The following is a 21,326-nucleotide window of genomic DNA, read 5'->3' as shown; positions in this document are numbered from 1 at the left end:
GCGGGTGCGGGCCGGGCGGGGCCTGTGGACAACGGCGCGTGGACGGCGGACATGGGCGATGATCGCAGGATGGCGGAGAACGGGACGGGCAGCGCGGGGGTGAACGTGACGGGCGTGACGGGCCATGTGGGGGTGAACGTGACGGGGAGCCCGGTGGAGGACATGACGGGGGACGTGACGGGGCACGTGGCGGGGAACGGGACGGACGACGAGGCGGCGGAGGCGAGCGTGCCGGAGGAGAAGGGCGAGCAGGGGGAGAAGAGCGAGCAGGACGCGCGGCAGCGCAGGCTCGCCGCGTGGCGCGCCTCCGACCGGCTGCTGTGGCGCGGCTCGACGGACGGTCGGATCGGCGAGCGTCTGGCGGCCCTGGCGGCGGAGGCCGGGGCGGTCCACGACCTGGACGAGGGCGTGGACGTGTACGGGGACGGTGTCGTCGCCGAGCTGGAGGGGCGGGTGGCGGCGCTGCTCGGGTTCCCGGCCGCGGCGTTCTTCCCGACCGGGACGATGGCCCAGCAGGTGGCGCTGCGGTCCTGGGCGGGGCGCACGGGGAACCGCACGGTGGCGCTGCATCCGCTCGCCCATCCCGAGGTCCATGAGCGTGGCGCGCTCGGCGCGGTGAGCGGGCTGCGTACGGTCCACCCGACGCAGGAACCGCGGCTGCCGACGGCCGCGGAGGTGCGGGCCCTCGACGAGCCGTTCGGCACGCTGATGCTGGAGCTGCCGTTGCGCGACGCGGGCTTCGTGCTGCCCGAGTGGGACGAGCTGGTGGACGTGGTGGAGGCAGCGCGCGAAGTCGATGCGGTGGTGCATTTCGACGGCGCGCGACTGTGGGAGTGCGCCCCTCACTTCGGGCGGGAGCTGGAGGAGATAGCGGGGCTCGCGGACAGCGTGTACGTGTCGTTCTACAAGTCCCTGGAGGGGCTGTCCGGCGCGGTGCTGGCCGGGCCGGAGTCGCTCGTGGAGGAGGCGCGGGCGTGGCGGCACCGGTACGGGGGGCAGGTGTTCCAGCAGTACCCGGCGGTGCTGTCCGCGCTGCTCGGGCTGGAGCGCGAGCTGCCGCGGCTGCCGTCGTACGTCGCTCATGCCAAGACGGTCGCGGCGGCGCTGTCGGCCGGGCTCGCGGACGCGCCGGGGGCGCCGTGGTTCCGGGTGCACCCGGAACCGCCGCACACCCACCAGTTCCAGGTCTGGCTGCCGTACGAGGCGGAGGTACTGACCGAGGCGGGGGTCCGGCAGGCGGAGGACACCGGCGTCACCCTCTTCCGCCGCTGGTTCCCGGCGGCCGCCGGCGGCCCTCCGGGCGTCTCCGTGACGGAGGTGACGGTGTCGTCCCACGGCCTGTCGTGGACCGCCGACGACGTCCGGGAGGCGCTGGCTGACTTCATGGCGCGCGTACAGGCGGGGTAGGGGCGCACGCGGCTGCGGGCTCCGGGCTCCGGGCTCCGGGCTCCGGGCTCCGGGCTCCGGGCTCCGGGCTCCGGGTCAGGCTCCCGCGCCGCCGCCCGCCCGTACCAGGCCGGTCTCGTACGCGAGGACCACGACCTGCACCCGGTCCCGCAGACTCAGCTTGGTGAGGATGCGCCCCACATGGGTCTTGACCGTGGCCTCCGACAGCACCAGCCGGGCGGCGATCTCGCCGTTCGACAGGCCCTGCGCGACGAGGAGCATGACCTCGCGCTCACGGTCCGTGAGCCGCTCCAGCTCCTTGTGCTGGGGCTCCTTGCTGGTCGACGGAAGCATCGGCGAGAAGCGGTCCAGCAGCCGGCGCGTCGTGGACGGCGCGACCACCGCGTCACCGCTGTGCACGGAACGGATCGCGCCGAGCAGCTCACCCGGCGGCACGTCCTTCAGCATGAAGCCGCTGGCGCCCGCCTTCAGCCCCGAGAACGCGTACTCGTCGAGGTCGAAGGTGGTCAGGATCAGCACCTTGGGCGCGCCGGGCTGGGCGCAGATGCGACTGGTCGCCTCCACCCCGTCCAGGCGCGGCATGCGCACATCCATCAGCACCACGTCGACCGCCGTCGAGCGGAGGATCTCGATCGCCTCGGCCCCGTCACCGGCCTCCGCCACGACCTCCATGTCCGGCTGGGCGGCGAGCACCATCCGGAAGCCGGTGCGCAGCAGCACCTGGTCGTCGACGAGCATCACGCGGATGGTCATGTACGGAGTCCTTGTCTCGGGGGCGTGGTCAGCCGTCTCGGTGCGTGGTGAGCCTAGTGGGCGGGCTTGAGCGGGAGCAGGGCGCTGATCCGGAATCCGCCGCCCGGCCGCGGCCCGGCGTCCAGCGTGCCGCCGACCATGCCGACGCGCTCCCGCATGCCGATGAGGCCGTGGCCCTTGCCGTCGGCGCCGCCGTCCTCGTACATCTCGTGGGCCGCACCCCTGCCGTCGTCCTCGACGAGCAGCCCGAGCCCGTCGTCGAAGTACACCAGCCGGACGCTCGCCCCGGCATCCGGACCGCCGTGCTTGCGGGTGTTGGTGAGGGCCTCCTGCACGATCCGGTACGCGGTGAGCTCCACACCGCTGGGCAGCGGGCGCGGGGTGCCCTCGATCTTGAAGTCGACCGTCAGGCCCGCGCTCCGCACCTGCTCGACAAGATCCTCGATCTGCTCGACGTCGGGCTGCGGCACGTACTCCCCGCTCTCCGGGGCGTCGCCCGTGCGCAGCACGCCCAGCAGCCGGCGCATCTCGGCGAGTGCCTGGCGGCCGGTGCTGGAGATGGTCTCCAGCGCCTGCCGGGCCTGGTCGGGCGCGGCGTCCAGAACGTACGCGGCGCCGTCGGCCTGGACCACCATCACCGAGACGTTGTGCGCGACGACGTCGTGCAGCTCACGGGCGATACGGGCGCGCTCGGCGGCGACGGCGACCTTGGACTGCGCCTCACGCTCCTTCTCCAGCCGCGAGGCCCGCTCCTCGAGCTGGGCGAAGTAGGCGCGGCGGGTGCGCAACGAGTCGCCGAGCACCCAGGCCAGGGCGAACGGGACGGTCATGACGACACCGAAGAAGATCCGCCCACCGACGCCGACGCTCTCCTCCGGCCAGCGGATCTGGGCGAGCGTGGCCGCGGACAGCCCGCCCAGCAGGGCGAGACGGGAGGCCCAGCGCGGTCCGTCGTGCGCGGCGACGGTGTAGATGATCGCCAGCATCGCGAGGTCCGCCGGGTTGGCTCTGATGTCCAGCACGAGCTGGGCGGCGCCGAGGCCGGCCACGAGCAGCAGCGCCTTCTCGGGCATGCGGCGGCGCAGTGCGACGGCGAGGCACAGCAGCAGGACGATGACGGCGGCCACGCCGCGCGGTTCCGCCCCGACGTCCACCTGGACGACCCACAGCATGGAGAACCCGAAGAGCATCACAGCCCAGAAGCTGTCGACGCCCGTCGGGTGTCTGCGGAGGAAATCGTAGAGGCGCTGCACGTGACCCAGCGTAGGCAAGCCGGAAAGGTGCACGGGTCAACCGGAGGGTCGATCCGGTCGGGGAATGCCTACTCCCCAAGGTGGAGACTGGGCCACGTGACGTATGAGGTGGGACCGCGTGACGTATGAGGTGGCAGAAGAGACGGGCCGGCCGGGCGGTGCCGAATGGATCCCGTGGCGGGAGGCGACGGAGCGGGCGCTGTACGGGCCGGCGGGCTTCTACCGGCGGCCCGAGGGACCGGCCGGACACTTCCGTACATCCGTGCACGCTTCACCGATCTACGCCGGTGCGGTCGCCCGGCTGCTGGTGGAGACCGCCGAGTCCCTGGCTCCGGGCACGGACGAGGTCGCGCTGGTCGACGTGGGCGCGGGTCGCGGGGAACTGCTGAGCGGGGTGCTCGCGGCGCTGCCGGAGGGCTTTCCGGTACGGGCGTACGCCGTCGAGCGTGCCGCCCGGCCCGACGGCCTCGACACACGCATCGAGTGGAGCGAGCGGCCCCCTGCCGGGGTGTCCGGGCTGCTTTTCGCGAACGAGTGGCTGGACAACGTCCCGGTGGACATCGCCGAGACGGACGGTTCGGGCGTCGCGCGGTACGTCCTGGTCCGCGCGGACGGCGAGGAGCGCCTCGGTGACCCGGTGACCGGGCCGGACGCCGAGTGGCTCGACCGCTGGTGGCCCATGGCCGGGCCCGGGGCGCGGGCGGAGATCGGCCGGCCGCGCGACGAGGCGTGGGCGGCCGCGGTCGCCACGCTGGACGCCGGGCTCGCGGTCGCCGTGGACTACGCGCACGACGCCGGCGCCCGGCCGCCCTTCGGCACGCTGACGGGCTTCCGCTCGGGGCGCGAGACCCAGCCGGTGCCGGACGGGAGCTGCGACATCACCGCGCACGTCGCCCTGGATGCCTGCGCAGGGCCCGGCGCCGAGCTGGTGAGCCAGCGCGAGGCCCTCCACCGCCTCGGCGTCTCGGGCGGGCGTCCGCCGCTCGCTCTGGCCTCGTCGGACCCCACGGCGTACGTCCGCGCCCTGGCGTCGGCGGGCGAGGCCGCCGAGCTGACCGCACGCGGCGGCCTCGGCGATTTCACCTGGCTGCTGCAGCCGGTCCCGGCGGGGTGAGCGGGCCCCCGCCGCCGAAGCCCCCGCCCGTTCCGTACCTGGCCCCGCCTGTTCCCGTACCTGTGGGGCAAGACGTGCACGGCAAGGCGTGCAGGGCATGACGTGCACGGGAAGACGTGCAGGGCAAGACCTGTGGGGAAGGACCCCAGAGCCCCGTACGGCCCTTCGGCCGTGTCCTCGATCGCCGCACCGGCTGGATCCCGGGGGCGGAGCCCCGGCCGGGGCACGTCCACCCGCTGGGCAGCGCCGCACCCACTCACCCCCGCGAGGGATACTGTCGCCCATGACGGAGACGACGTTCGGCATCGGCGGCGCGGCGGAGAGCACCGACATGGTGCTGAACATCGGGCCGCAGCATCCCTCCACGCACGGCGTGCTGCGCCTTCGTCTCGTCCTGGACGGGGAGCGCATCCAGCACGCCGAGCCGGTGATCGGCTATATGCACCGCGGTGCGGAGAAGCTCTTCGAGGCGCGCGACTACCGGCAGATCGTGATGCTGGCCAACCGCCACGACTGGCTGTCCGCGTTCTCGAACGAGCTGGGCGTCGTCATGGCCGTCGAGCGCATGCTCGGCATGGAGGTCCCGGAGCGTGCGGTCTGGCTGCGTACGCTCCTGGCCGAGCTGAACCGCGTCCTCAACCACCTGATGTTCCTTGGGTCGTACCCCCTCGAACTGGGTGGAATCACCCCGATCTTCTACGCCTTCCGTGAGCGGGAGGACCTCCAGCACGTCATGGAGGAGATCTCCGGCGGCCGGATGCACTACATGTTCAACCGCGTCGGCGGCCTCAAGGAGGACCTCCCCGCCGGCTGGACCGGCCGGGCCAGGGCCGCGATCGCCGAAGTCCGTTCCCGCATGGACGTGTACGACCGGCTCGTCCTCGGCAACGAGATCTTCCGTGGCCGTACCCGGGGCATCGGCGTCCTGACCCCGCAGACCGCGCACGCGTACGGAGTCTCGGGACCGATCGCGCGCGCCTCCGGCGTCGACTTCGACCTCCGGCGCGACGAGCCGTATCTGGCCTACGGCGAGCTCCAGGACACCCTGAAGGTCGCCACCCGCACCGAGGGCGACTGCCTGGCGCGCTTCGAGTGCCTGCTGGACCAGACGCACAACTCGCTGGAGCTGGCGGACGCCTGCCTGGACCGGCTGGCCGAGCTGCCGCCCGGGCCGGTCAACCAGCGGCTGCCGAAGGTGCTGAAGGCCCCCGAGGGCCACACGTACGCCTGGACCGAGAACCCCCTGGGCATCAACGGCTACTACCTCGTCTCCAAGGGCGAGAAGACGCCGTACCGCCTCAAGCTCCGCTCGGCCTCGTACAACAACATCCAGGCGCTGACCGAGCTGCTGCCGGGCACGCTGGTCGCCGACATGGTGGCGATCCTGGGATCGCTGTTCTTCGTCGTCGGCGACATCGACAAGTAGCGACCCGCAGCCGAGCGGGCTGCGGGGGCCGCGCGCTGCGCAGGACATCACGGCCAGGACGGCGATGCCCTGACGTCGCCGTCAGGGCATGGCCGTCAGGGCATCGCGGTCACGACGTCATCGTCAGGGCGTCGCCGTCAGGAAATCGCGCTGCGCAGCTCCGCCACGTCCAGCTGCTCGGTCTCGTCGTGCGCCGTCAGGTCGATGACCTTGCCCACCGCGCGGTCCTCGGTGCTTCCCAAGAGCTTCGCCTGGGCGTTACCCCCGGCTTCGGCAAGGGCCTCTTCGCCCACCACGTCCGCCAGGTCCTCGTTCTGGACCGAGGCGAGCTGGGCGGGTTCGAGAGCCGCGACCGGCTTCTTCCCCGCAGAACCAGCAGAACCGGTGGTCTCGGCAGTGCCGGCGGTCGCGGCGGCCTGCGCAGCCTGCCCGGCCTGCGTGCCGAAGAAGTCGAAACCGCCCTGGGGGCGCGGTGCCCGGCGGCGCTGCGCGGAGTACGGGACGATCGCCGCGGCGACCGGCACCCGTGTGGCGGGAACGGCGGACGACGGGCGGGCGTGCTGCTCTCCCCCGGCGACCGCCGCGTGCTTCCCCTGCGGCTCGTCCGCCTCTCGCGCCCGCTCGGCCAGATCGCGCTTGCGGGCCTCCTCGACGGTGCGCCTGGCCTCCTGGGCCGCGGCGTTGCGCGACAGGTCGTCCAGCGCCTTGGCCGCCCGCAGATACGCGGAGGGCGTCGGCGTGGAACCGGCCGGGGGCAGTTCCTTGGGCGCGGCCGCCTCGAGCGCAAGCTGCCTGCGGCCTTCGAGCGCGGTGGCCCGCTCGGTCTCGGCGGTCGCGTACCGCCGCAGCAGCGCGGCGTGCTCGTTGCGCAACCCGGCCAGTTCGACCCGCTTTGAGCGGAGTTTCGCGTCGAGCTTGGCGCGCAGCTCGCGGGATTCGTCGAGGTCGGTCTCCAGCTCGGCTATTCGCTCCTCGGTCTTCCACGCGTCGCTGGCGCGGGCGCGGGTGAGCTCGGCGACGCGGCGGCCCGCGCTCCGGTCCCAACTGCGCATGAGGACAGCGCCGGTGACCGCAGCCGCGGCAGCGGCCGCGACCAGGGTGCGAAGCACGACCGGATCCGCGAGTAGCCAGGCGCCGGCGGCACAGAGCACCGAGGCTCCGGCGACCGCGGAAGGCGGAAGGAGCCTGTGCAGAGGTGGGGAATGGCGGTGGCGTCCACGTGGCATGGCCTGAAATTTACCGTGCGTAGGTGACGATTGGGGGGTCAGCCCGGCAATCTCTTCGCCACAAGGACACATCCCTTCGGCATACCGGGCCGGCTCCCTTTGTCCGCGGCCGCCCTTCCGCTATCCGCCGCCCTTCCGCGGCTACTTCTTGATCAGGCCCTTGGACTCCAGATACTCCTTCGCGACGTCCTCGGGCTTCGCCCGCTCCGCGTCCACCTTCCGGTTCAGCTCGACGAGATCCGGCGTCGTCAGCGCCTTGGAAAGCGCGCCGAGCGCGTCGGCTATCTCCTGCGCCCCCGCGTCCTTCGCATTGACCACCGGCAGTACGTTGTCGGCGTTCTGGAGCTTCTTGTCGTCCTCCAGCAGCACCAGGCCGAAGCTCTCCAGTGTGGCGTCGGTCGTGGTGGTCAGCACCAGCTGGTCCTCACCGTCCTTGACCGCCTGCTTGGCCTGCGGCGTGCCGACGCCCTTCGGGTCCACGCCCGCCACATCGATGCCATAGGTCTTCTTCAGACCCGGTGCGCAGAACGGCCGTACCTCGCACTCGTCACCGGCCGCGATCTTGACCTTGATCTTCGACCTGCCGAGATCGGAAAGTGTCTTGAGCTTGTTCTTCTCGGCGAATTCCTTGCTCACCGCGAACGCGTTCTGGTCGACGGCCTCGCCGGCGGGCAGCACCTTCAGACCGAGCGGCGTCGCGAGCTTCTCCAGACCGGCGACGGTGGCGGCGACATCACTCGACGCGACGGGCTTCTCCTCGGGTGCCTTCGGCCCGTTCGCCTTCGCGTTGAGGAATTCCGCGATCGTCGCCGCGTATTCCGGTACGACGTCGATCTCACCCTTCTCCAGGGACGGTTCGTACAGCTCGCGGTTCTTCACGGTCGTCACCGAGGCGCTGTATCCGGCGTCGCGCAGCACCTGGGCGTAGAGCTCGGCCAGCACCTTGGACTCCGTGAACGCCGCGGCGCCGACGACGAGCGAGCCCTTCTTTCCGCCGCCCGCGTCACCGCCCGAGCCTCCGGAACTCCCCTTCTCCCGCTCCAGGCTGTCGCCGCCGCACGCGGCGAGCGAGCCGACGAGGGCCACGACGCCCAGAACCGCACCCGCGATGCGCGAGGTCTTGCTCATCAGGTCACCATCCAAGGGAGTGAGTCGTCACACGGTTTTCCGGAGGGGACTGCACAAGCGGTCCACCACCACCAGCACGGCCTCCACCAGGAGGGCGAGCACGGCCACGAGCAGGGCGCCCGCGACCACTTGCGGAGTGTTGTACGTGTTGAACCCGGCCGTGATGATCCGGCCGAGGCCGCCCTGTCCGACCATCGCCGCGATCGTCGCGGTGGCGACGACCTGGACGGCGGCCGAGCGCAGCCCGGTCATGACCATCGGGTACGCGAGCGGCAGCTCGACCCGCACGAAGAGCTGCCGGCCGGACATCCCCATGCCCCGTGCGGCCTCCACCACCGCCCGGTCCACCCCGCGCATGCCCACGTAGGCGTTGGTGAGCAGCGGAGGCACGGCGAAGAGCACCAGCGCGGTGATCGTCGGCACATAGCCGGCGCTGCGCAGCGGCGTCACCATGAAGAGCGCGAGCACCGCGAAGACGGGAATGGCCCGGCCGGCGTTCGAGATGTTCACGGCGATCGCGCCGCCGCGGCCGACGTGCCCCAGGTACAGCGCGATCGGCAGCGCGATGGCGCAGGCCAGGGCAAGGGCGGTCCCGCTGACGTACAGGTGCTCCCCGAGCCGGTGCCAGGCACCGCTCTCCCCCGACCAGTTGGCGGTCGTGGTCAGCCACGTCCAGCTCTTGGCCAGTACGTCCATCAGTGGGCCCCCCGGGTCCCGGCGGCCCGTATTCGGGTCCAGGGCGTGAGCAGGCGCTGCACGCCCAGGAGCAGCAGATCGGCGGCGACGGCCAGCAGCACACAGAGCACGGAAGCGGTCAGCACCTGTGCCTTGAAGAAGCTGGGCAGCGCGTCCTCGATGAGGTTGCCCAGGCCGCCGCGGCCCACGATCGAGCCGACCGTGGTGAGCGCGATCGTCGAGACCGTGGCGATCCGCAGTCCGGCCATCAGCGCCGGCAGGGCCAGCGGAAGCTCGACCTCCCACAGCAGCCTGCCCGGCCCGTACCCCATGCCGCGAGCCGCCTCGCGCGCCTCGTCGGGCACCGCTTCCAGGCCCGCCAGGATGTTGCGCACGAGGATCGTCAGCGAATAGAGCACCAGGCCCGTGATCACCAGGGCGGCGGAGAGTCCGAAGAACGGCAGCAGCAGCGAGAACATCGCCAGCGACGGAACGGTGTAGAGCACCGTCGTCAGACCGAGGACCGGGCCCGACAGGCGCGGATGGCTGCGGGCGAGCAGCGCCAGCGGGAAAGCCACCGCCAGCCCGATCGCGACCGAGACCACGGTGATCCAGACATGCTGGACCGTCGCGTCGATCAACTCCCCGCTGCGGGAACGGAGATATTCGCCGCAGATCCAGTCGTTGGCCACCAGGCAGCCCTGACCCGCCATTTGCCCCACCCCCGATCCGGCGTTCGACTTTTTCGACCGGAAACCGACCCTATCCCCCGCCACTGACAATCGCCGAGGAGCTTCGCGTTCCAGCAACACGGCCTTCACACAAGCCCCGCCGTGACCCGTCACAATGGGGAACCATGATCCGATTCGAGCACGTCACCAAGCGGTATCCGGACGGCACCACCGCCGTCGACGACCTCTCCTTCGAGGTGGCCGCCGGCGAACTGGTCACGCTCGTCGGACCTTCCGGCTGCGGCAAGACCACCACGATGAAGATGGTCAACCGGCTCATCGAGCCGACCGAGGGGCGGATATACCTCGACGGGGACGACATATCCGATATCGACCCCGTCGAGCTGCGCCGCCGCATCGGCTATGTCATCCAGCAGGTCGGGCTCTTCCCCCACAAAACGGTCCTGGAGAACACCGCGACCGTGCCCCATCTGCTGGGCTGGAAGCGCGCCAGGGGCCGCGAGCGCGCCGCCGAACTCCTCGATCTCGTCGGCCTGGACCCCAGCGTCTACGGCGACCGCTACCCCGAGCAGCTCTCCGGCGGCCAGCGACAGCGCGTGGGAGTGGCCCGGGCGCTGGCGGCGGACCCGCCGGTCCTGCTGATGGACGAGCCGTTCGGCGCCGTCGACCCCGTCGTACGCGACCATCTGCAGAGCGAGTTCCTCAAACTGCAGGCCGCCGTACGCAAGACGGTCCTCTTCGTCACCCATGACATCGAGGAGGCCGTCCGGCTCGGCGACCGTATCGCGGTCTACGGGCAGGGCAGGATCGAGCAGTTCGGCGCACCCGCCGCCGTGCTCGGCACCCCGGCCACCCCGTACGTCGCGGACTTCGTCGGCGCGGACCGCGGGCTCAAGCGGCTGTCCGTCACCCCGATTGAGGAGGGCGACCTCGAACAGCCCCCGGTGGTGCACCTCGACGACCCGCTGCCCCGCAAGCTCGGCTCCCGCTGGGCCGTCGTCCTGGACCGCGAGGACAATCTGCACGGCTGGATCTCCGCCGAGCACGCCGCCCGCAGCGGTTCCGTACGCGAGCACGCCCGCCGCATGGAGGCCTGGCTGCCCGTCGGCGCCTCCCTGAAGCAGGCATTCTCGACGATGCTGCAGCACGACGCCGGCTGGATCGCCGTCATCGACAAGGAGGAGACCGGACGTTTCCTCGGCGTCCTGACCCCGGCTCGGCTGCACGGGGCCCTGCGCCGCTCCATCGACGCCGACGCCCAGGACATCCCGCGTACCGAGGTGGAGCTGGAGACCGTGGAAACGGCGAAGGCGGCTACACCGCGCTGAGCCGGCCGCCCATCCACACCAGGGCCGGCGGGATCTCGCGGCGCCAGGTGTTGAAGTTGTGTCCGCCGCTGTCGAGCGTGATGGACGAGACCCGCGCGGGCGCCTTCACCTTCTTGATGAAGTCGAGGGTGCCCTTGAGGTTGCCTTCGCCCTCCTTGGACGTGGTGACCAGGAACGACGAGGCGCCCTGCGGCCGGTGGTCGAGGCTCCACAGCAGATTGGCCCGATTCCGCTCGCTCTTGTTCCCGTGGAAGAGGTTGCCGGTCGTCGGGTCCTCGGCGGCCTTGTAGTACGCGGAGAGACCCGCGCCCGCGGCGAACTGCTCGGGATGGTGCATGGCGATCTTCAGCGCGCAGTAGCCGCCCGTCGAGTTGCCGATGAAGCCCCAGTTCCGCGGCTTGGTGCCGACGCGGTACGACTCCGACACGGCGGCCGGCAGGTCCTTGGCGAAGAACGTCTCGGTCCGGGGTCCGCCCGGAACGTCGACGCACTCGGTGTCCCGCGGCGGCGCGACGGTCGGCCGCAGCATCACCAGGATCATCGGCTGCATCTTTCCGTCCTTGGCCTGCTGGTACGCCGTTCTCGGGTACTTGAGGCCCTTGAGGAGGTTCTCCGCGGTACCCGGGTAGCCGGTCAGGACCACCGCCGCGGGAAAGGTCTTCTTCGCGTACGCGGGCTGGAAGTACTCGGGCGGCAGATAGACGTACGCGGGGCTCTTGATGTCCGACTTCGCCCCGTGGATCACGATCTTCTGTATCTGCCCGCCCGCGGCCGGTCGCGAGCCGCCCGGGACGTCCAGCTTCTGCTTGCCGACCATCTTGATGCGCTTGCCGCCGGCCGAGTGGTCGACGACCACGCCCATGTCCTGCTCCTGGCCGAAGAGATCGGCCCAGGAGCCGTAGAACAGAAAGGAATTGTTGGCGGCCAGGCCGACCGAGGCGAACAGTGCCAGCTGGGTCACCAGCAGCAACCCCACCCTGCCGAGCACGGCTCGCCAGCTGCGGCGCGACAGCCGCGGCCAGAGCCAGATCGTCGCGGCGAAGAGAGCAACTGCGGCCAGAACGGACAGCGCCAGAACCTTGTGACTGGTGAGACCCATGAGGCTATCGAGCTTCTTCCGTGAGAATTTCCTGAGTGCGAGTGAACCCGCCGCCCCGAAGTCCCGTCCTAGAGAGCGCAAATTGTCCGGGCCGACTGTTCTGCGGCCGAGGACTCACGATCTCTCTCGGAGTCACGGGAAGCGATGTCTGTCACGATAGATGGGGATAAGTCGGGCTTGGTTCCGGTTGCCGTACGCCGGATCCTCAGCGGCCCGCGCGCCGAATCCGTACCTGCGCTCGTCGGCACGGCCTGCACCTTCATCGGCCTGATCGACGTCGCCGCCGGTGTCTTCCCGCGCTTCCGGCACAGCCGGATGCACGCCTTCGCCGAGGTGCTCCCGGGCGCCCTCGGCCCCTTCGCCGCCGCGCTCTCGCTCAGCGCCGGCGTCCTGCTGCTGCTTCTCGCGCACGGCCTCAAGCGGCACAAGCGGCGTGCCTGGCGCGCCGCGATCGTCCTGCTGCCGGCCGGCGCCGCCGCCCAGTTCGTCTACCGGCACTCGGTCATCGGCGTCCTGCTGTCGCTGGTGCTGCTCGCGCTTCTGCTGCGCCACCGCAGCCAGTTCGCGGCGCTTCCCGACCCGAGCAGCCGCTGGCGGGCCCTCGCCAACTTCGTCCTGATGGGCGCGGGTTCGCTGGGCCTCGGTCTGGTCATCGTCAGCGCCCATCCGCGCAAGGTGATCGGCAACCCCAGCCTCACCGACCGCCTCGAGCACGTCCTGTACGGCCTCTTCGGCTTCGAAGGACCGGTCGACTACGAGTCCGGCGTCGACTGGACCGTCGGCTACTCACTCGGCGCGCTCGGCCTGCTCACCGCCATCACCACCATCTACCTGGCCTTCCGCCCCGAGCACCCGGCCGCCCGGCTCACCGAGGACGACGAGGCGAGGCTGCGCGAACTGCTCGCCAAGCACGGCGGCCGCGACTCCCTCGGCCACTTCGCGCTCCGCCGCGACAAGGGCGTCGTCTTCTCCCCCAGCGGCAAGGCCGCCGTCACCTACCGCGTCGTCTCCGGTGTGATGCTCGCCAGCGGCGACCCGATCGGCGACGTCGAGGCCTGGCCCGGCGCCATCGAGCGCTTCATGGACGAGGCCAAGGCCCACTCCTGGACCCCTGCCGTCATGGGCTGTTCCGAGACCGGCGGCGAGGTGTGGACCCGCGAGACCGGCCTGGACGCCCTGGAGCTCGGCGACGAAGCGGTGGTGGACGTCGCGGATTTCTCGCTGACCGGGCGCGCCATGCGGAATGTGCGCCAGATGGTGAAGCGCATCGAGCGCAACGGTTACGAGACCCGCGTACGCCGCGTCCGTGACCTCTCCGAAGGAGAGCTGGAGCGGATACGCCAGGCCGCGGACGACTGGCGCGGCACCGAGACCGAGCGCGGCTTCTCCATGGCCCTCGGCCGGATCGGCGACCCCTCCGACGGCGACAGCGTGATCGCCACCGCTCACAAGCAGGACGAGGGCGAGCCGGGCCCGTACGGCGACCTGAAGGCCGTCCTCCACTTCGTCCCCTGGGGTACGGACGGCATGTCCCTGGACCTGATGCGCCGCGACCGCTCCGCCGACCCCGGCATGAACGAGCTACTGATCGTCGCCGCGCTGCAGGCCTCCCCCAAGCTCGGCATCGAGCGGGTCTCGCTGAACTTCGCGATGTTCCGCTCGGCGCTCGCCCGCGGCGAGAAGCTGGGCGCCGGCCCTGTGCTGCGCACCTGGCGCGGACTGCTGGTGTTCCTCTCCCGCTGGTTCCAGATCGAGTCGCTGTACAAGTTCAACGCCAAGTTCCGGCCGCGCTGGGAGCCGCGCTTCGTGGTCTTCCGCAACACGCGCGACCTGCCGCGCATCGGCTTCGCCGCGATGCAGGCGGAGGGCTTCGTGACCTTCGCCCTGCCGCGCCCGTTCCGCCGCCGCCGGCCGGCCCCCGCGCCCCGCCCCTGCGCCCACATCCGCCCGGCCACCGACGGCGAACACGAGGCCCGCGCGGCATAGCCGCAGCGGCGGCGGCATAGGAGACCGGCATACAGGCCTAGGCTGGTCGTATGAGTACGTTGCGCGGACGGGGCACGGCCGTGGGCCTGCCGGAGTGGGACCGCTGTGCGGTCATGGGAGTCGTCAATGTGACGCCCGACTCCTTCTCCGACGGAGGCCGCTGGTTCGACACCACGGCTGCCGTCAAGCACGGTCTCGACCTGGTCACCGAGGGCGCCGACCTCGTGGACGTGGGCGGTGAGTCCACCCGGCCGGGCGCCACCCGGGTGGACGAGGACGAGGAGCTGCGGCGCGTCATCCCCGTCGTACGGGGTCTGGCGGCCGAGGGCGTCACCGTCTCCGTCGACACCATGCGCGCCTCGGTCGCCGCGCGGGCGGTCGCGGCCGGCGCGGTGCTGGTCAACGACGTCTCCGGCGGCCTCGCCGACCCGGAGATGGTCCCGGCCGTCGCCGCCGCCGAGGTGCCCTTCGTCGTCATGCACTGGCGCGGCTTCAGCGAGGACATGAACAGCAGGGCGGTGTACGCGGACGTCGTCGCCGAGGTCGTCGCGGAGCTGCGGGAACGGATGGACGCGGTGGTCGCGGGCGGTATCGCGCCCGAACGGATCGTCGTCGACCCCGGCCTGGGCTTCGCCAAGCAGGCAGAGCACGACCTCGCGCTGGTCGCCCACCTCGCCGCGCTGCGCGAGCTCGGCCGCCCGCTGCTGGTCGCGGCTTCCCGCAAGCGGTTCCTCGGCCATGTGCTGGCCGGCGGCGCCGCGACCCCGCCGCCCGCCCGGGAGCGCGACGCGGCCACCGCCGCGGTCTCCGCGATCGCCGCCCACGAGGGCGCGTGGGCGGTCCGCGTCCACGAGGTACGGGCCACGGCGGACGCGGTACGGGTGGCCCGGGCGGTAGAGGGAGCACAGTGAGCGACGCAGGCGAGGCCGCCGGGCCGCAGACAGCCGCCAAACCCGCACCTCTGCGCCGAGCCGGCGGAGATGGGGGTCCCTCCCAGGCGTCAGCTCTGGGGGAGAACGGAAAAGCACAGGGCGACGCAGGCGAGGCCACCGGGCCGCAGACAGCCGTCAACGCCGCACTTGTGTGCCTGAGGGCAGGCGGTCCGCCGCCTGTCTCCGGCGGGGGTACTCCCATCCAGACGCCGGATCTGGGGACGATCGGAACGGCACTGTGACACCTCGTACCGACGTCGAAAAGGTCGAGGAGGCCAACACCGCCTTCTACGAGGCGATGGAGCGCGGTGACTTCGAGGAGATCTCCGCGCTCTGGCTGGACGGCGCGGGCGGCGACGACATCTCGTGCGTGCACCCCGGGTGGCCGGTGCTGTCCGGGCGCGGCGAGGTGCTCCGTTCGTACGCCCTGATCATGGCGAACACCGAGTACATCCAGTTCTTCCTGACCGATGTCCGGGTCAGTGTGGCCGGGGACACAGCCGTCGTCACCTGCACCGAGAACATCCTCAGCGGCGGGCCGGCGGAGCAGGAGGGTGAGCTCGGGCCGCTCGTCGGGCAGCTGGTCGTGGCCACGAATGTGTTCCGCCGCACACCGCACGGGTGGAGAATCTGGTCACACCACGGGTCACCCGTACTTGCCGAATCCGAGGACGAGGAGAACGACGAATCCCCCTCCTGAGTGGGTAAACGGGCTTGTGGGGTTCGATTTCCCACGTGCGGGGTAGGCGCGGCTACCAGTCGCCAACGGTTATGTCCATAGCCCCCGTGGGCGGGCGTTGTCGGTGCTCGCAGGTAGATTCGAATCAGTGCACTGCTGCCGCCCGCACGCGGCTGCGTGCGCGCAGGACCTACGACAGCAGGAGTGATTCGCGTGGATCGTGTCGCGCTGCGCGGCCTCAAGGCCCGCGGGCACCATGGCGTCTTCCCCCGGGAGCGCGAGGAGGGCCAGACCTTCATCGTGGACCTGGTGCTCGGCCTCGACACCCGCCCCGCGGCGGCGGACGACGACCTGGCGAAGACCGTTCACTACGGCGTGGTGGCGGAGGAGGTCGTCGATGTCGTCCAGGGCGAGCCGGTGGATCTGATCGAGACGCTCGCGGAGCGCATCGCCCAGCAGTGCCTCAAGCACGCGGGCGTCCAGGAGGTCGAGGTGGTCGTGCACAAGCCGGACGCCCCGATCACCGTCCCGTTCGACGATGTGACCATCACGATCACCCGGAGCCGAGTATGAGCGATCCCACCGTGCAGCCCGTACCCGCCGCCGTGGTCGAGCAGGTCGACGCGGCGGACGTCACCCTGTCCAATCCGAAACGGGCCGTGATCGCGCTCGGCGCCAACCTGGGCAACCGGCTGGAGACGCTCCAGGGCACCATCGACGCGCTGGAGGACACGCCCGGCGTGCGGGTCAAGGCGGTCTCCCCCGTGTACGAGACGGAGCCGTGGGGCGTCGAGCCCGGCTCCCAGCCGGCGTACTTCAACGCGGTGGTGGTGGTGAAGACCACCCTGCCCCCCAGCTCCCTGCTGGAGCGCGGCCAGGCCATCGAGGAGGCCTTCGACCGGGTGCGCGACGAGCGTTGGGGGCCGCGCACGATCGACGTGGACATCGTGGCGTACGCGGATGTCGTCTCCGACGACCCGGTCCTGACCCTGCCGCACCCGCGGGCCCATGAGCGGGCCTTCGTCCTCGCCCCGTGGCACGACGTGGAGCCCGAGGCCCAGGTGCCGGGCCGCGGGCCGGTCGCCGAGCTGCTCGCGAGTGTGGGCCGGGAGGGTGTCGCGGCGCGCGCCGACCTGGAACTCCGCCTGCCCGAGTAGTCGTTAGGCTCTTGGGGTCGGCACGGTACGACCTGCCCACACGCCAAGACTCCCAAGACGAAGGACACGCGGTGAAGCAACTACGGCTCGGGGTACTGGCCGGACTCTTCGCCGTGGCCGGAGTGCTGTCCTGGGGCGGCGCCCGCCTGTGGGACTCGATCGGCACCCTGCCGAGCGTGCCGCTGGCCGCGCCGATCGTCCTGGCGGCGATCGCTGCGGTCCTCACGGCGACCGCGATCTCGCTGCGCGCCCGCCTTCGCGCCCAGCGCGAGCGCCGTCCCGGCGCGAAGGGCGTCGAGCCCCTGATGGCGGCGCGCGCGGTGGTCTTCGGCCAGGCCAGCGCCCTCGTCGCGGCGATCGTCAGCGGTATGTACGGCGGGACGGGTGTCTTCCTGCTCGGCTCCCTGGACATCCCGGCTCGCCGGGACCAGGCGATCTACGCCGCGTTCTCGGTCCTGGCGGGCATCGCGGTGATCGCGGCGGCGTTCTTCCTGGAGCGGGTCTGCAAACTCCCAGAGGACGAGGACGAGGACAACGGCCCGGGCCACGTCCCGGCGGCATAAGAGCCCCGATCCGGGCTCACCACGGCTCACGGACCAGGTGCCCGTTCACGAGGAAAGTCGGGTACGGGTCCAGCCGGTAGCTGTAGAGGGTGAACGGCTTGACCGGAATGGCACGCTTGCGGACCTCCAGGACCTGGACCCACTGCGATTCCCGCGGCACCAGTGGGTGGTCCTCCGCCTGAAACGTCCCGCGCTCCGGCCAGGCGTCCGAAACCATCAAGGCCGATGCCCGTCCGTTGTTGTTCGGCGTGAACCGCGCTCCGATGATCCCGGCCAACTCCGCGAGGAAAGGAACGTTGGCGCTGACGATCACGCGTGCCTTCCAGCGCCTGGCTCGGAACCCGTCACCGTCCGCATAGCCGTCCAGGAACCCGTCGAAGACCTCGCGGTCCCGGAGCGCGACCCGTGGAAAGCTCTGCCGCATGTGATGCGCATCGCCGCCCGTGTACTGCCGCATGGCGTCGGCGAGATACGACGAGACCACTCTGACCCGGAACCCTGGGGCATCACGCTGCAGACACCCGGATGGTCGTGTGACCGGCTCCAGGCGGGCAGCCCGGTCGCGGCCATCAGGCACGCCGCGTACCGCGATGCGAACTCTTCGTCGTTCACGACGAGAGAAACGTAGTTCTTGCCGACGGTGCCGTCTGCGCAGGTCGCACCGATGAAGTACCCGAACTCGTAGCCCGGTTGGATGGTCAGCCGCTCACGGTGCAGCTTCCGCGCATGGGTCCACGCGACAACGGTCCCGGCAGCGTCCCTGGCGTGCACCCAGCCGTCGGGCGTACCCAACAGCTGCCCTGGCGCGGCAATGAACGTGGCGTGGTCCGTCACAACCTCGACCACCTCACGCACTTTGACGGCTGTCACCCCGGTGACAGCCGTCCGAGCCGTGCCCTCCCCGTCCAGCGTCCATAACCTGTCACCCACACGGATGTCCCGTGCACGTTGACGACCGCCGACGACGTTGACGGTCTGGCGGCTGGGAAGCCCATGCCCCATCGCGATCCCCCTTGATCAGCGATCAACTCCACTGATCGGGGACCGTATCGGGCACCACTGGCAATCCGGCTATCGCGCCAGTATCAGGCTCATCGCCTCAGCGCGCGTCGAGGCATCCCGCAGCTGACCGCGGACCGCCGAGGTCGTGGTCTTGGCGCCGGGCTTACGGATGCCGCGCACCGACATGCACATGTGCTCGGCCTCGATCACGACGATCGCACCCCGCGCCTCAAGGATCCGCATGAGCGAGTCGGCGATCTGCGTGGTGAGCCTTTCCTGCACCTGCGGGCGGCGGGCGAAGACGTCGACGAGCCGCGCCAGTTTGGAGAGCCCCGTGATCTTACCTGTGGTGGCCGGGATGTAGCCGACGTGCGCAACACCATGGAACGGCAGGAGATGATGTTCGCACAAACTTACGATTTCGATGTCCTTCACCAGGACCATCTCGTCGTGCCCCAGGTCGAACGTCGTGGTCAGGACGTCCTCGGGCTGCTGCGTCAGCCCCGCCAAGAGCTCCCTGTACGCCCGGGCCACCCGCCCCGGCGTCTCCCGCAGCCCCTCACGGTCTGGGTCCTCGCCAACCGCAATGAGAAGCTCCCGAACGGCGTCCTCGGCGCGCTTCTCGTCGAACTCGCCGATCGTGCCCTCACCGTCCAGCGTCACCGGGTCGGTCATCTGTGCCTCGTTCCTGTGCTCTGCCATGGCGCGAAAACGCCGCACCTCCCAGGCTAGAACCTGGGAGGTGCGGCGTTCATTCCGGTACTCGGGCCCGTAGGCACGAAAACTACCTGGTCAGGCCTCCGGACGCTCGTCCTGGATCGCCTCGGCGGCCGACTTGGTGACATCGGTCACCGTCGGGCCTCCGCCGTTCGCCGCGCCGTTCGTCAGAGCGAGCTCCTTCGGGGAGAGCACCGGCGGACGGGTGGACGGGGTGCGGCGCGCGGAGCCGGTCCACGCCGGGCGGGCCGGGCGCTTCACGATCGGGGCGAAGATCTCGGCGATCTCCTCCTTGCCGAGCGTCTCCTTCTCCAGCAGCGCGAGGACCAGGTTGTCGAGCACGTCACGGTTCTCGACGAGGATCTCCCAGGCCTCGTTGTGCGCGGTCTCGATGAGCTTCTTGACCTCTTCGTCGACCAGCGCCGCGACCTCTTCCGAGTAGTCGCGCTGATGCGCCATCTCGCGGCCGAGGAACGGCTCCGTGTTGTCGCCGCCGAACTTGATCGCACCGAGCCGCTCGGTCATGCCGTACTGCGTGACCATCGCGCGGGCCGTGGCCGTGGCCTTCTCGATGTCGTTCGCTGCGCCCGTGGTCGGGTCGTGGAAGACGAGCTCCTCGGCCGCGCGGCCGCCCAGCATGTACGCCAGCTGGTCGAGCATCTCGTTGCGCGTGGTCGAGTACTTGTCCTCGTCCGGGAGCACCATCGTGTAGCCGAGGGCCCGGCCGCGGGACAGGATCGTGATCTTGTGGACCGGGTCGGAGTTCGGGGAGGCCGCCGCGACCAGGGCGTGTCCGCCCTCGTGGTACGCGGTGATCTTCTTCTCCTTGTCGGACATGATCCGGGTCCGCTTCTGCGGGCCCGCCACGACGCGGTCGATCGCCTCGTCCAGGAAGTGGTTGTCGATCAGCTTCTTGTCGCTGCGGGCCGTCAGCAGAGCGGCCTCGTTCAGCACGTTGGAGAGATCGGCACCGGTGAAGCCGGGGGTGCGGCGGGCGACGGCCGAGAGGTCGACGTCCGGGGCGACCGGCTTGCCCTTCTGGTGGACCTTGAGGATCTCGAGGCGGCCCTGCATGTCCGGCCGGTCGACGGCGATCTGCCGGTCGAAGCGGCCCGGGCGCAGCAGCGCCGGGTCGAGGATGTCCGGCCGGTTCGTCGCGGCGATCAGGATGACGCCGCCCTTCACGTCGAAGCCGTCCATCTCGACGAGCAGCTGGTTCAGCGTCTGCTCGCGCTCGTCGTGGCCACCGCCGAGGCCCGCACCGCGGTGCCGGCCGACGGCGTCGATCTCGTCGACGAAGACGATCGCCGGAGCGTTCGCCTTGGCCTGCTCGAAGAGGTCACGGACTCGGGAGGCACCGACACCGACGAACATCTCGACGAAGTCGGAGCCGGAGATCGAGTAGAACGGGACGCCCGCCTCGCCCGCGACGGCGCGCGCGAGCAGCGTCTTGCCCGTACCGGGCGGGCCGTACAGCAGCACACCCTTCGGGATCTTGGCGCCGACTGCCTGGAACTTCGCCGGCTCCTGCAGGAACTCCTTGATCTCGTGGAGCTCCTCGACGGCCTCGTCGGACCCGGCCACGTCGGCGAACGTCGTCTTCGGGGTGTCCTTGGTGATGAGCTTGGCCTTGGACTTCCCGAAGTTCATGACCCGGGAGCCGCCGCCCTGCATCTGGTTCATCAGGAACAGGAAGACGACGACGATGAGCACGAAGGGCAGCAGCGAGAGCAGCACCGAGAGGAACGGGGACTGCCGCTCGGGCGAGACCGTGTAGCCCTTGTCGATCTCACCGGCCTCGTACTTCTTCTGCAGGGTGTTGGCCAGCTCGACGCCCTGGTCGCCGATGTAGCTCGCCTGGACCTTGTCGCTGCCGTCGACCTTCTGGCCGTCCTTCAGCTCGATCTTGATGACCTGCTCATCGCCGGTCGTCAGCTTGGCCTGCTCGACCTGGTTCTTGGAGATCGCCTGGACAACCTCGGCGGTGTCCACCGTCTTGTAGCCGCCCGACGAGCCGACGACCTGCATCAGCACGACCACGGCGAGGACGGCCAGCACGATCCACATGACCGGCCCACGGAAGTATCGCTTCACGTCCATCCATACGGAGCGGTGTCGCTCCGTCCCTCCTGCCCGTAGGTAAATGCTGCTAGTGAGACTGCTGCTGTGAGACTTAACTGAAAAGACTG

20 protein-coding genes are annotated in these 21,326 nt (G+C 70.5%); 10 read left to right on the top strand and 10 right to left on the bottom strand.

The genetic code is table 11. The annotated features are described in order from the left end of the window. Positions 1–69 precede the first annotated feature (69 nt). Positions 70–1,407, top strand: coding sequence for a threonine aldolase family protein (locus tag ACZ6ZQ_RS25180; protein WP_469770763.1), 1,338 nt, complete (start codon positions 70–72; stop codon positions 1,405–1,407). 75 nt (positions 1,408–1,482) lie between these two features. Here ACZ6ZQ_RS25180 and ACZ6ZQ_RS25175 read toward each other — a convergent pair whose 3' ends face one another. Continuing rightward, positions 1,483–2,160 (bottom strand): response regulator transcription factor, encoded by a 678-nt coding sequence (locus tag ACZ6ZQ_RS25175; RefSeq protein WP_453661038.1) that lies wholly within the window; start codon positions 2,158–2,160, stop codon positions 1,483–1,485. Positions 2,161–2,213: 53 nt separating this feature from the next. Beyond that, positions 2,214–3,413: a sensor histidine kinase gene (locus ACZ6ZQ_RS25170; RefSeq protein WP_469770762.1), complete on the bottom strand. Its 1,200-nt coding sequence runs from the start codon at positions 3,411–3,413 to the stop codon at positions 2,214–2,216. 118 nt (positions 3,414–3,531) lie between these two features. On the opposite strand from ACZ6ZQ_RS25170, the gene ACZ6ZQ_RS25165 reads away from it, so the two are divergent. Together ACZ6ZQ_RS25165 and ACZ6ZQ_RS25160 are read left to right on the top strand one after the other, a co-directional pair. Next, a complete protein-coding gene (locus ACZ6ZQ_RS25165) occupies positions 3,532–4,527 on the top strand; it encodes an SAM-dependent methyltransferase (protein ID WP_469770761.1) in 996 nt (331 codons plus the stop codon). A 283-nt stretch (positions 4,528–4,810) separates the two neighbouring features. Further along, positions 4,811–5,953 carry an NADH-quinone oxidoreductase subunit D gene (locus tag ACZ6ZQ_RS25160; RefSeq protein ID WP_469770760.1) on the top strand — a complete coding sequence of 381 codons (1,143 nt, stop codon included), beginning with the start codon at positions 4,811–4,813 and terminating at the stop codon, positions 5,951–5,953. A 137-nt stretch (positions 5,954–6,090) separates the two neighbouring features. Here the strand turns inward: ACZ6ZQ_RS25160 and ACZ6ZQ_RS25155 are convergent, their stop codons facing one another. The 4 genes from ACZ6ZQ_RS25155 to ACZ6ZQ_RS25140 all read right to left on the bottom strand — a co-directional run bounded on the left by ACZ6ZQ_RS25155 (position 6,091) and on the right by ACZ6ZQ_RS25140 (position 9,695). Further along, positions 6,091–7,179, bottom strand: a complete 1,089-nt coding sequence (locus tag ACZ6ZQ_RS25155; RefSeq protein ID WP_469770759.1) for a hypothetical protein — start codon at positions 7,177–7,179, stop codon at positions 6,091–6,093. A gap of 141 nt (positions 7,180–7,320) precedes the next feature. Continuing rightward, positions 7,321–8,307, bottom strand: a complete 987-nt coding sequence (locus ACZ6ZQ_RS25150; protein WP_469770758.1) for an ABC transporter substrate-binding protein — start codon at positions 8,305–8,307, stop codon at positions 7,321–7,323. 27 nt (positions 8,308–8,334) lie between these two features. Beyond that, the gene (locus ACZ6ZQ_RS25145) at positions 8,335–9,003 is read right to left on the bottom strand and encodes an ABC transporter permease (protein ID WP_469770757.1); all 669 of its coding nucleotides are present in this window, start codon (positions 9,001–9,003) and stop codon (positions 8,335–8,337) included. Continuing rightward, the gene (locus ACZ6ZQ_RS25140; protein ID WP_469770756.1) at positions 9,003–9,695 is read right to left on the bottom strand and encodes an ABC transporter permease; all 693 of its coding nucleotides are present in this window, start codon (positions 9,693–9,695) and stop codon (positions 9,003–9,005) included. The genes ACZ6ZQ_RS25145 and ACZ6ZQ_RS25140 overlap by 1 nt, the downstream gene beginning before the upstream one ends. Before the next feature lie 143 nt (positions 9,696–9,838). Between ACZ6ZQ_RS25140 and ACZ6ZQ_RS25135 the strand changes: the two genes are divergently transcribed. Then, positions 9,839–11,002 (top strand): ABC transporter ATP-binding protein, encoded by a 1,164-nt coding sequence (locus ACZ6ZQ_RS25135; protein ID WP_469770755.1) that lies wholly within the window; start codon positions 9,839–9,841, stop codon positions 11,000–11,002. On the opposite strand, the gene ACZ6ZQ_RS25130 is transcribed toward ACZ6ZQ_RS25135, so the two are convergent. Beyond that, positions 10,989–12,101 (bottom strand): alpha/beta hydrolase, encoded by a 1,113-nt coding sequence (locus ACZ6ZQ_RS25130; protein ID WP_469770754.1) that lies wholly within the window; start codon positions 12,099–12,101, stop codon positions 10,989–10,991. The genes ACZ6ZQ_RS25135 and ACZ6ZQ_RS25130 overlap by 14 nt on opposite strands. Positions 12,102–12,245: 144 nt before the next feature. Here ACZ6ZQ_RS25130 and ACZ6ZQ_RS25125 point away from each other — a divergent pair, with 144 nt between their 5' ends. The 6 genes from ACZ6ZQ_RS25125 (at position 12,246) to ACZ6ZQ_RS25100 (ending at position 17,418) form a co-directional block, all read left to right on the top strand. Then, on the top strand, positions 12,246–14,087 hold the full coding sequence (locus ACZ6ZQ_RS25125) for a phosphatidylglycerol lysyltransferase domain-containing protein (RefSeq protein WP_469770753.1): 1,842 nt from the start codon (positions 12,246–12,248) through the stop codon (positions 14,085–14,087). Positions 14,088–14,137: 50 nt separating this feature from the next. After that, positions 14,138–14,998 carry a dihydropteroate synthase gene (folP, locus tag ACZ6ZQ_RS25120; protein WP_469770752.1) on the top strand — a complete coding sequence of 287 codons (861 nt, stop codon included), beginning with the start codon at positions 14,138–14,140 and terminating at the stop codon, positions 14,996–14,998. Between the two features lie 259 nt (positions 14,999–15,257). Further along, positions 15,258–15,719 (top strand): nuclear transport factor 2 family protein, encoded by a 462-nt coding sequence (locus tag ACZ6ZQ_RS25115; RefSeq protein ID WP_469770751.1) that lies wholly within the window; start codon positions 15,258–15,260, stop codon positions 15,717–15,719. A 192-nt stretch (positions 15,720–15,911) separates the two neighbouring features. Beyond that, entirely contained in the window at positions 15,912–16,271 is a 360-nt protein-coding gene (gene folB, locus ACZ6ZQ_RS25110) for a dihydroneopterin aldolase (RefSeq protein ID WP_453661061.1), read from the top strand. Beyond that, on the top strand, positions 16,268–16,855 hold the full coding sequence (gene folK / locus ACZ6ZQ_RS25105) for a 2-amino-4-hydroxy-6-hydroxymethyldihydropteridine diphosphokinase (protein ID WP_469770750.1): 588 nt from the start codon (positions 16,268–16,270) through the stop codon (positions 16,853–16,855). The genes folB and folK overlap by 4 nt, the downstream gene beginning before the upstream one ends. A gap of 71 nt (positions 16,856–16,926) precedes the next feature. Further along, entirely contained in the window at positions 16,927–17,418 is a 492-nt protein-coding gene (locus ACZ6ZQ_RS25100) for a DUF3180 domain-containing protein (protein ID WP_469770749.1), read from the top strand. A gap of 16 nt (positions 17,419–17,434) precedes the next feature. On the opposite strand, the gene ACZ6ZQ_RS25095 is transcribed toward ACZ6ZQ_RS25100, so the two are convergent. The 3 genes from ACZ6ZQ_RS25095 to ftsH all read right to left on the bottom strand — a co-directional run bounded on the left by ACZ6ZQ_RS25095 (position 17,435) and on the right by ftsH (position 21,237). After that, positions 17,435–17,902, bottom strand: a complete 468-nt coding sequence (locus ACZ6ZQ_RS25095) for a hypothetical protein (RefSeq protein ID WP_469770748.1) — start codon at positions 17,900–17,902, stop codon at positions 17,435–17,437. A 587-nt stretch (positions 17,903–18,489) separates the two neighbouring features. Next, positions 18,490–19,095: a GTP cyclohydrolase I FolE gene (gene folE / locus ACZ6ZQ_RS25090; protein WP_469770747.1), complete on the bottom strand. Its 606-nt coding sequence runs from the start codon at positions 19,093–19,095 to the stop codon at positions 18,490–18,492. Positions 19,096–19,212: 117 nt separating this feature from the next. After that, the gene (ftsH, locus tag ACZ6ZQ_RS25085; protein WP_469770746.1) at positions 19,213–21,237 is read right to left on the bottom strand and encodes an ATP-dependent zinc metalloprotease FtsH; all 2,025 of its coding nucleotides are present in this window, start codon (positions 21,235–21,237) and stop codon (positions 19,213–19,215) included. Positions 21,238–21,326 lie beyond the last annotated feature (89 nt).

The sequence above is a fragment of the Streptomyces sp. NPDC053673 genome, assembly GCF_055585225.1.
The sequence above is the reverse complement of the archived record's forward strand: the minus strand, read 5'-3'. Positions and strand labels throughout refer to the sequence as shown.

Coding starts and splice junctions, on each gene's coding strand:
- ACZ6ZQ_RS25125 (WP_469770753.1), top strand. CDS start 12,246: ATGTCTGTCACGATAGATGGGGATAAGTCGGGCTTGGTTCCGGTTGCC.
- ACZ6ZQ_RS25150 (WP_469770758.1), bottom strand. CDS start 8,307: ATGAGCAAGACCTCGCGCATCGCGGGTGCGGTTCTGGGCGTCGTGGCC.
- ACZ6ZQ_RS25145 (WP_469770757.1), bottom strand. CDS start 9,003: ATGGACGTACTGGCCAAGAGCTGGACGTGGCTGACCACGACCGCCAAC.
- ACZ6ZQ_RS25160 (WP_469770760.1), top strand. CDS start 4,811: ATGACGGAGACGACGTTCGGCATCGGCGGCGCGGCGGAGAGCACCGAC.
- ftsH (WP_469770746.1), bottom strand. CDS start 21,237: ATGGACGTGAAGCGATACTTCCGTGGGCCGGTCATGTGGATCGTGCTG.
- ACZ6ZQ_RS25155 (WP_469770759.1), bottom strand. CDS start 7,179: ATGCCACGTGGACGCCACCGCCATTCCCCACCTCTGCACAGGCTCCTT.
- folK (WP_469770750.1), top strand. CDS start 16,268: ATGAGCGATCCCACCGTGCAGCCCGTACCCGCCGCCGTGGTCGAGCAG.
- ACZ6ZQ_RS25135 (WP_469770755.1), top strand. CDS start 9,839: ATGATCCGATTCGAGCACGTCACCAAGCGGTATCCGGACGGCACCACC.
- ACZ6ZQ_RS25175 (WP_453661038.1), bottom strand. CDS start 2,160: ATGACCATCCGCGTGATGCTCGTCGACGACCAGGTGCTGCTGCGCACC.
- folP (WP_469770752.1), top strand. CDS start 14,138: ATGAGTACGTTGCGCGGACGGGGCACGGCCGTGGGCCTGCCGGAGTGG.
- ACZ6ZQ_RS25180 (WP_469770763.1), top strand. CDS start 70: ATGGCGGAGAACGGGACGGGCAGCGCGGGGGTGAACGTGACGGGCGTG.
- ACZ6ZQ_RS25130 (WP_469770754.1), bottom strand. CDS start 12,101: ATGGGTCTCACCAGTCACAAGGTTCTGGCGCTGTCCGTTCTGGCCGCA.
- ACZ6ZQ_RS25140 (WP_469770756.1), bottom strand. CDS start 9,695: ATGGCGGGTCAGGGCTGCCTGGTGGCCAACGACTGGATCTGCGGCGAA.
- folE (WP_469770747.1), bottom strand. CDS start 19,095: ATGACCGACCCGGTGACGCTGGACGGTGAGGGCACGATCGGCGAGTTC.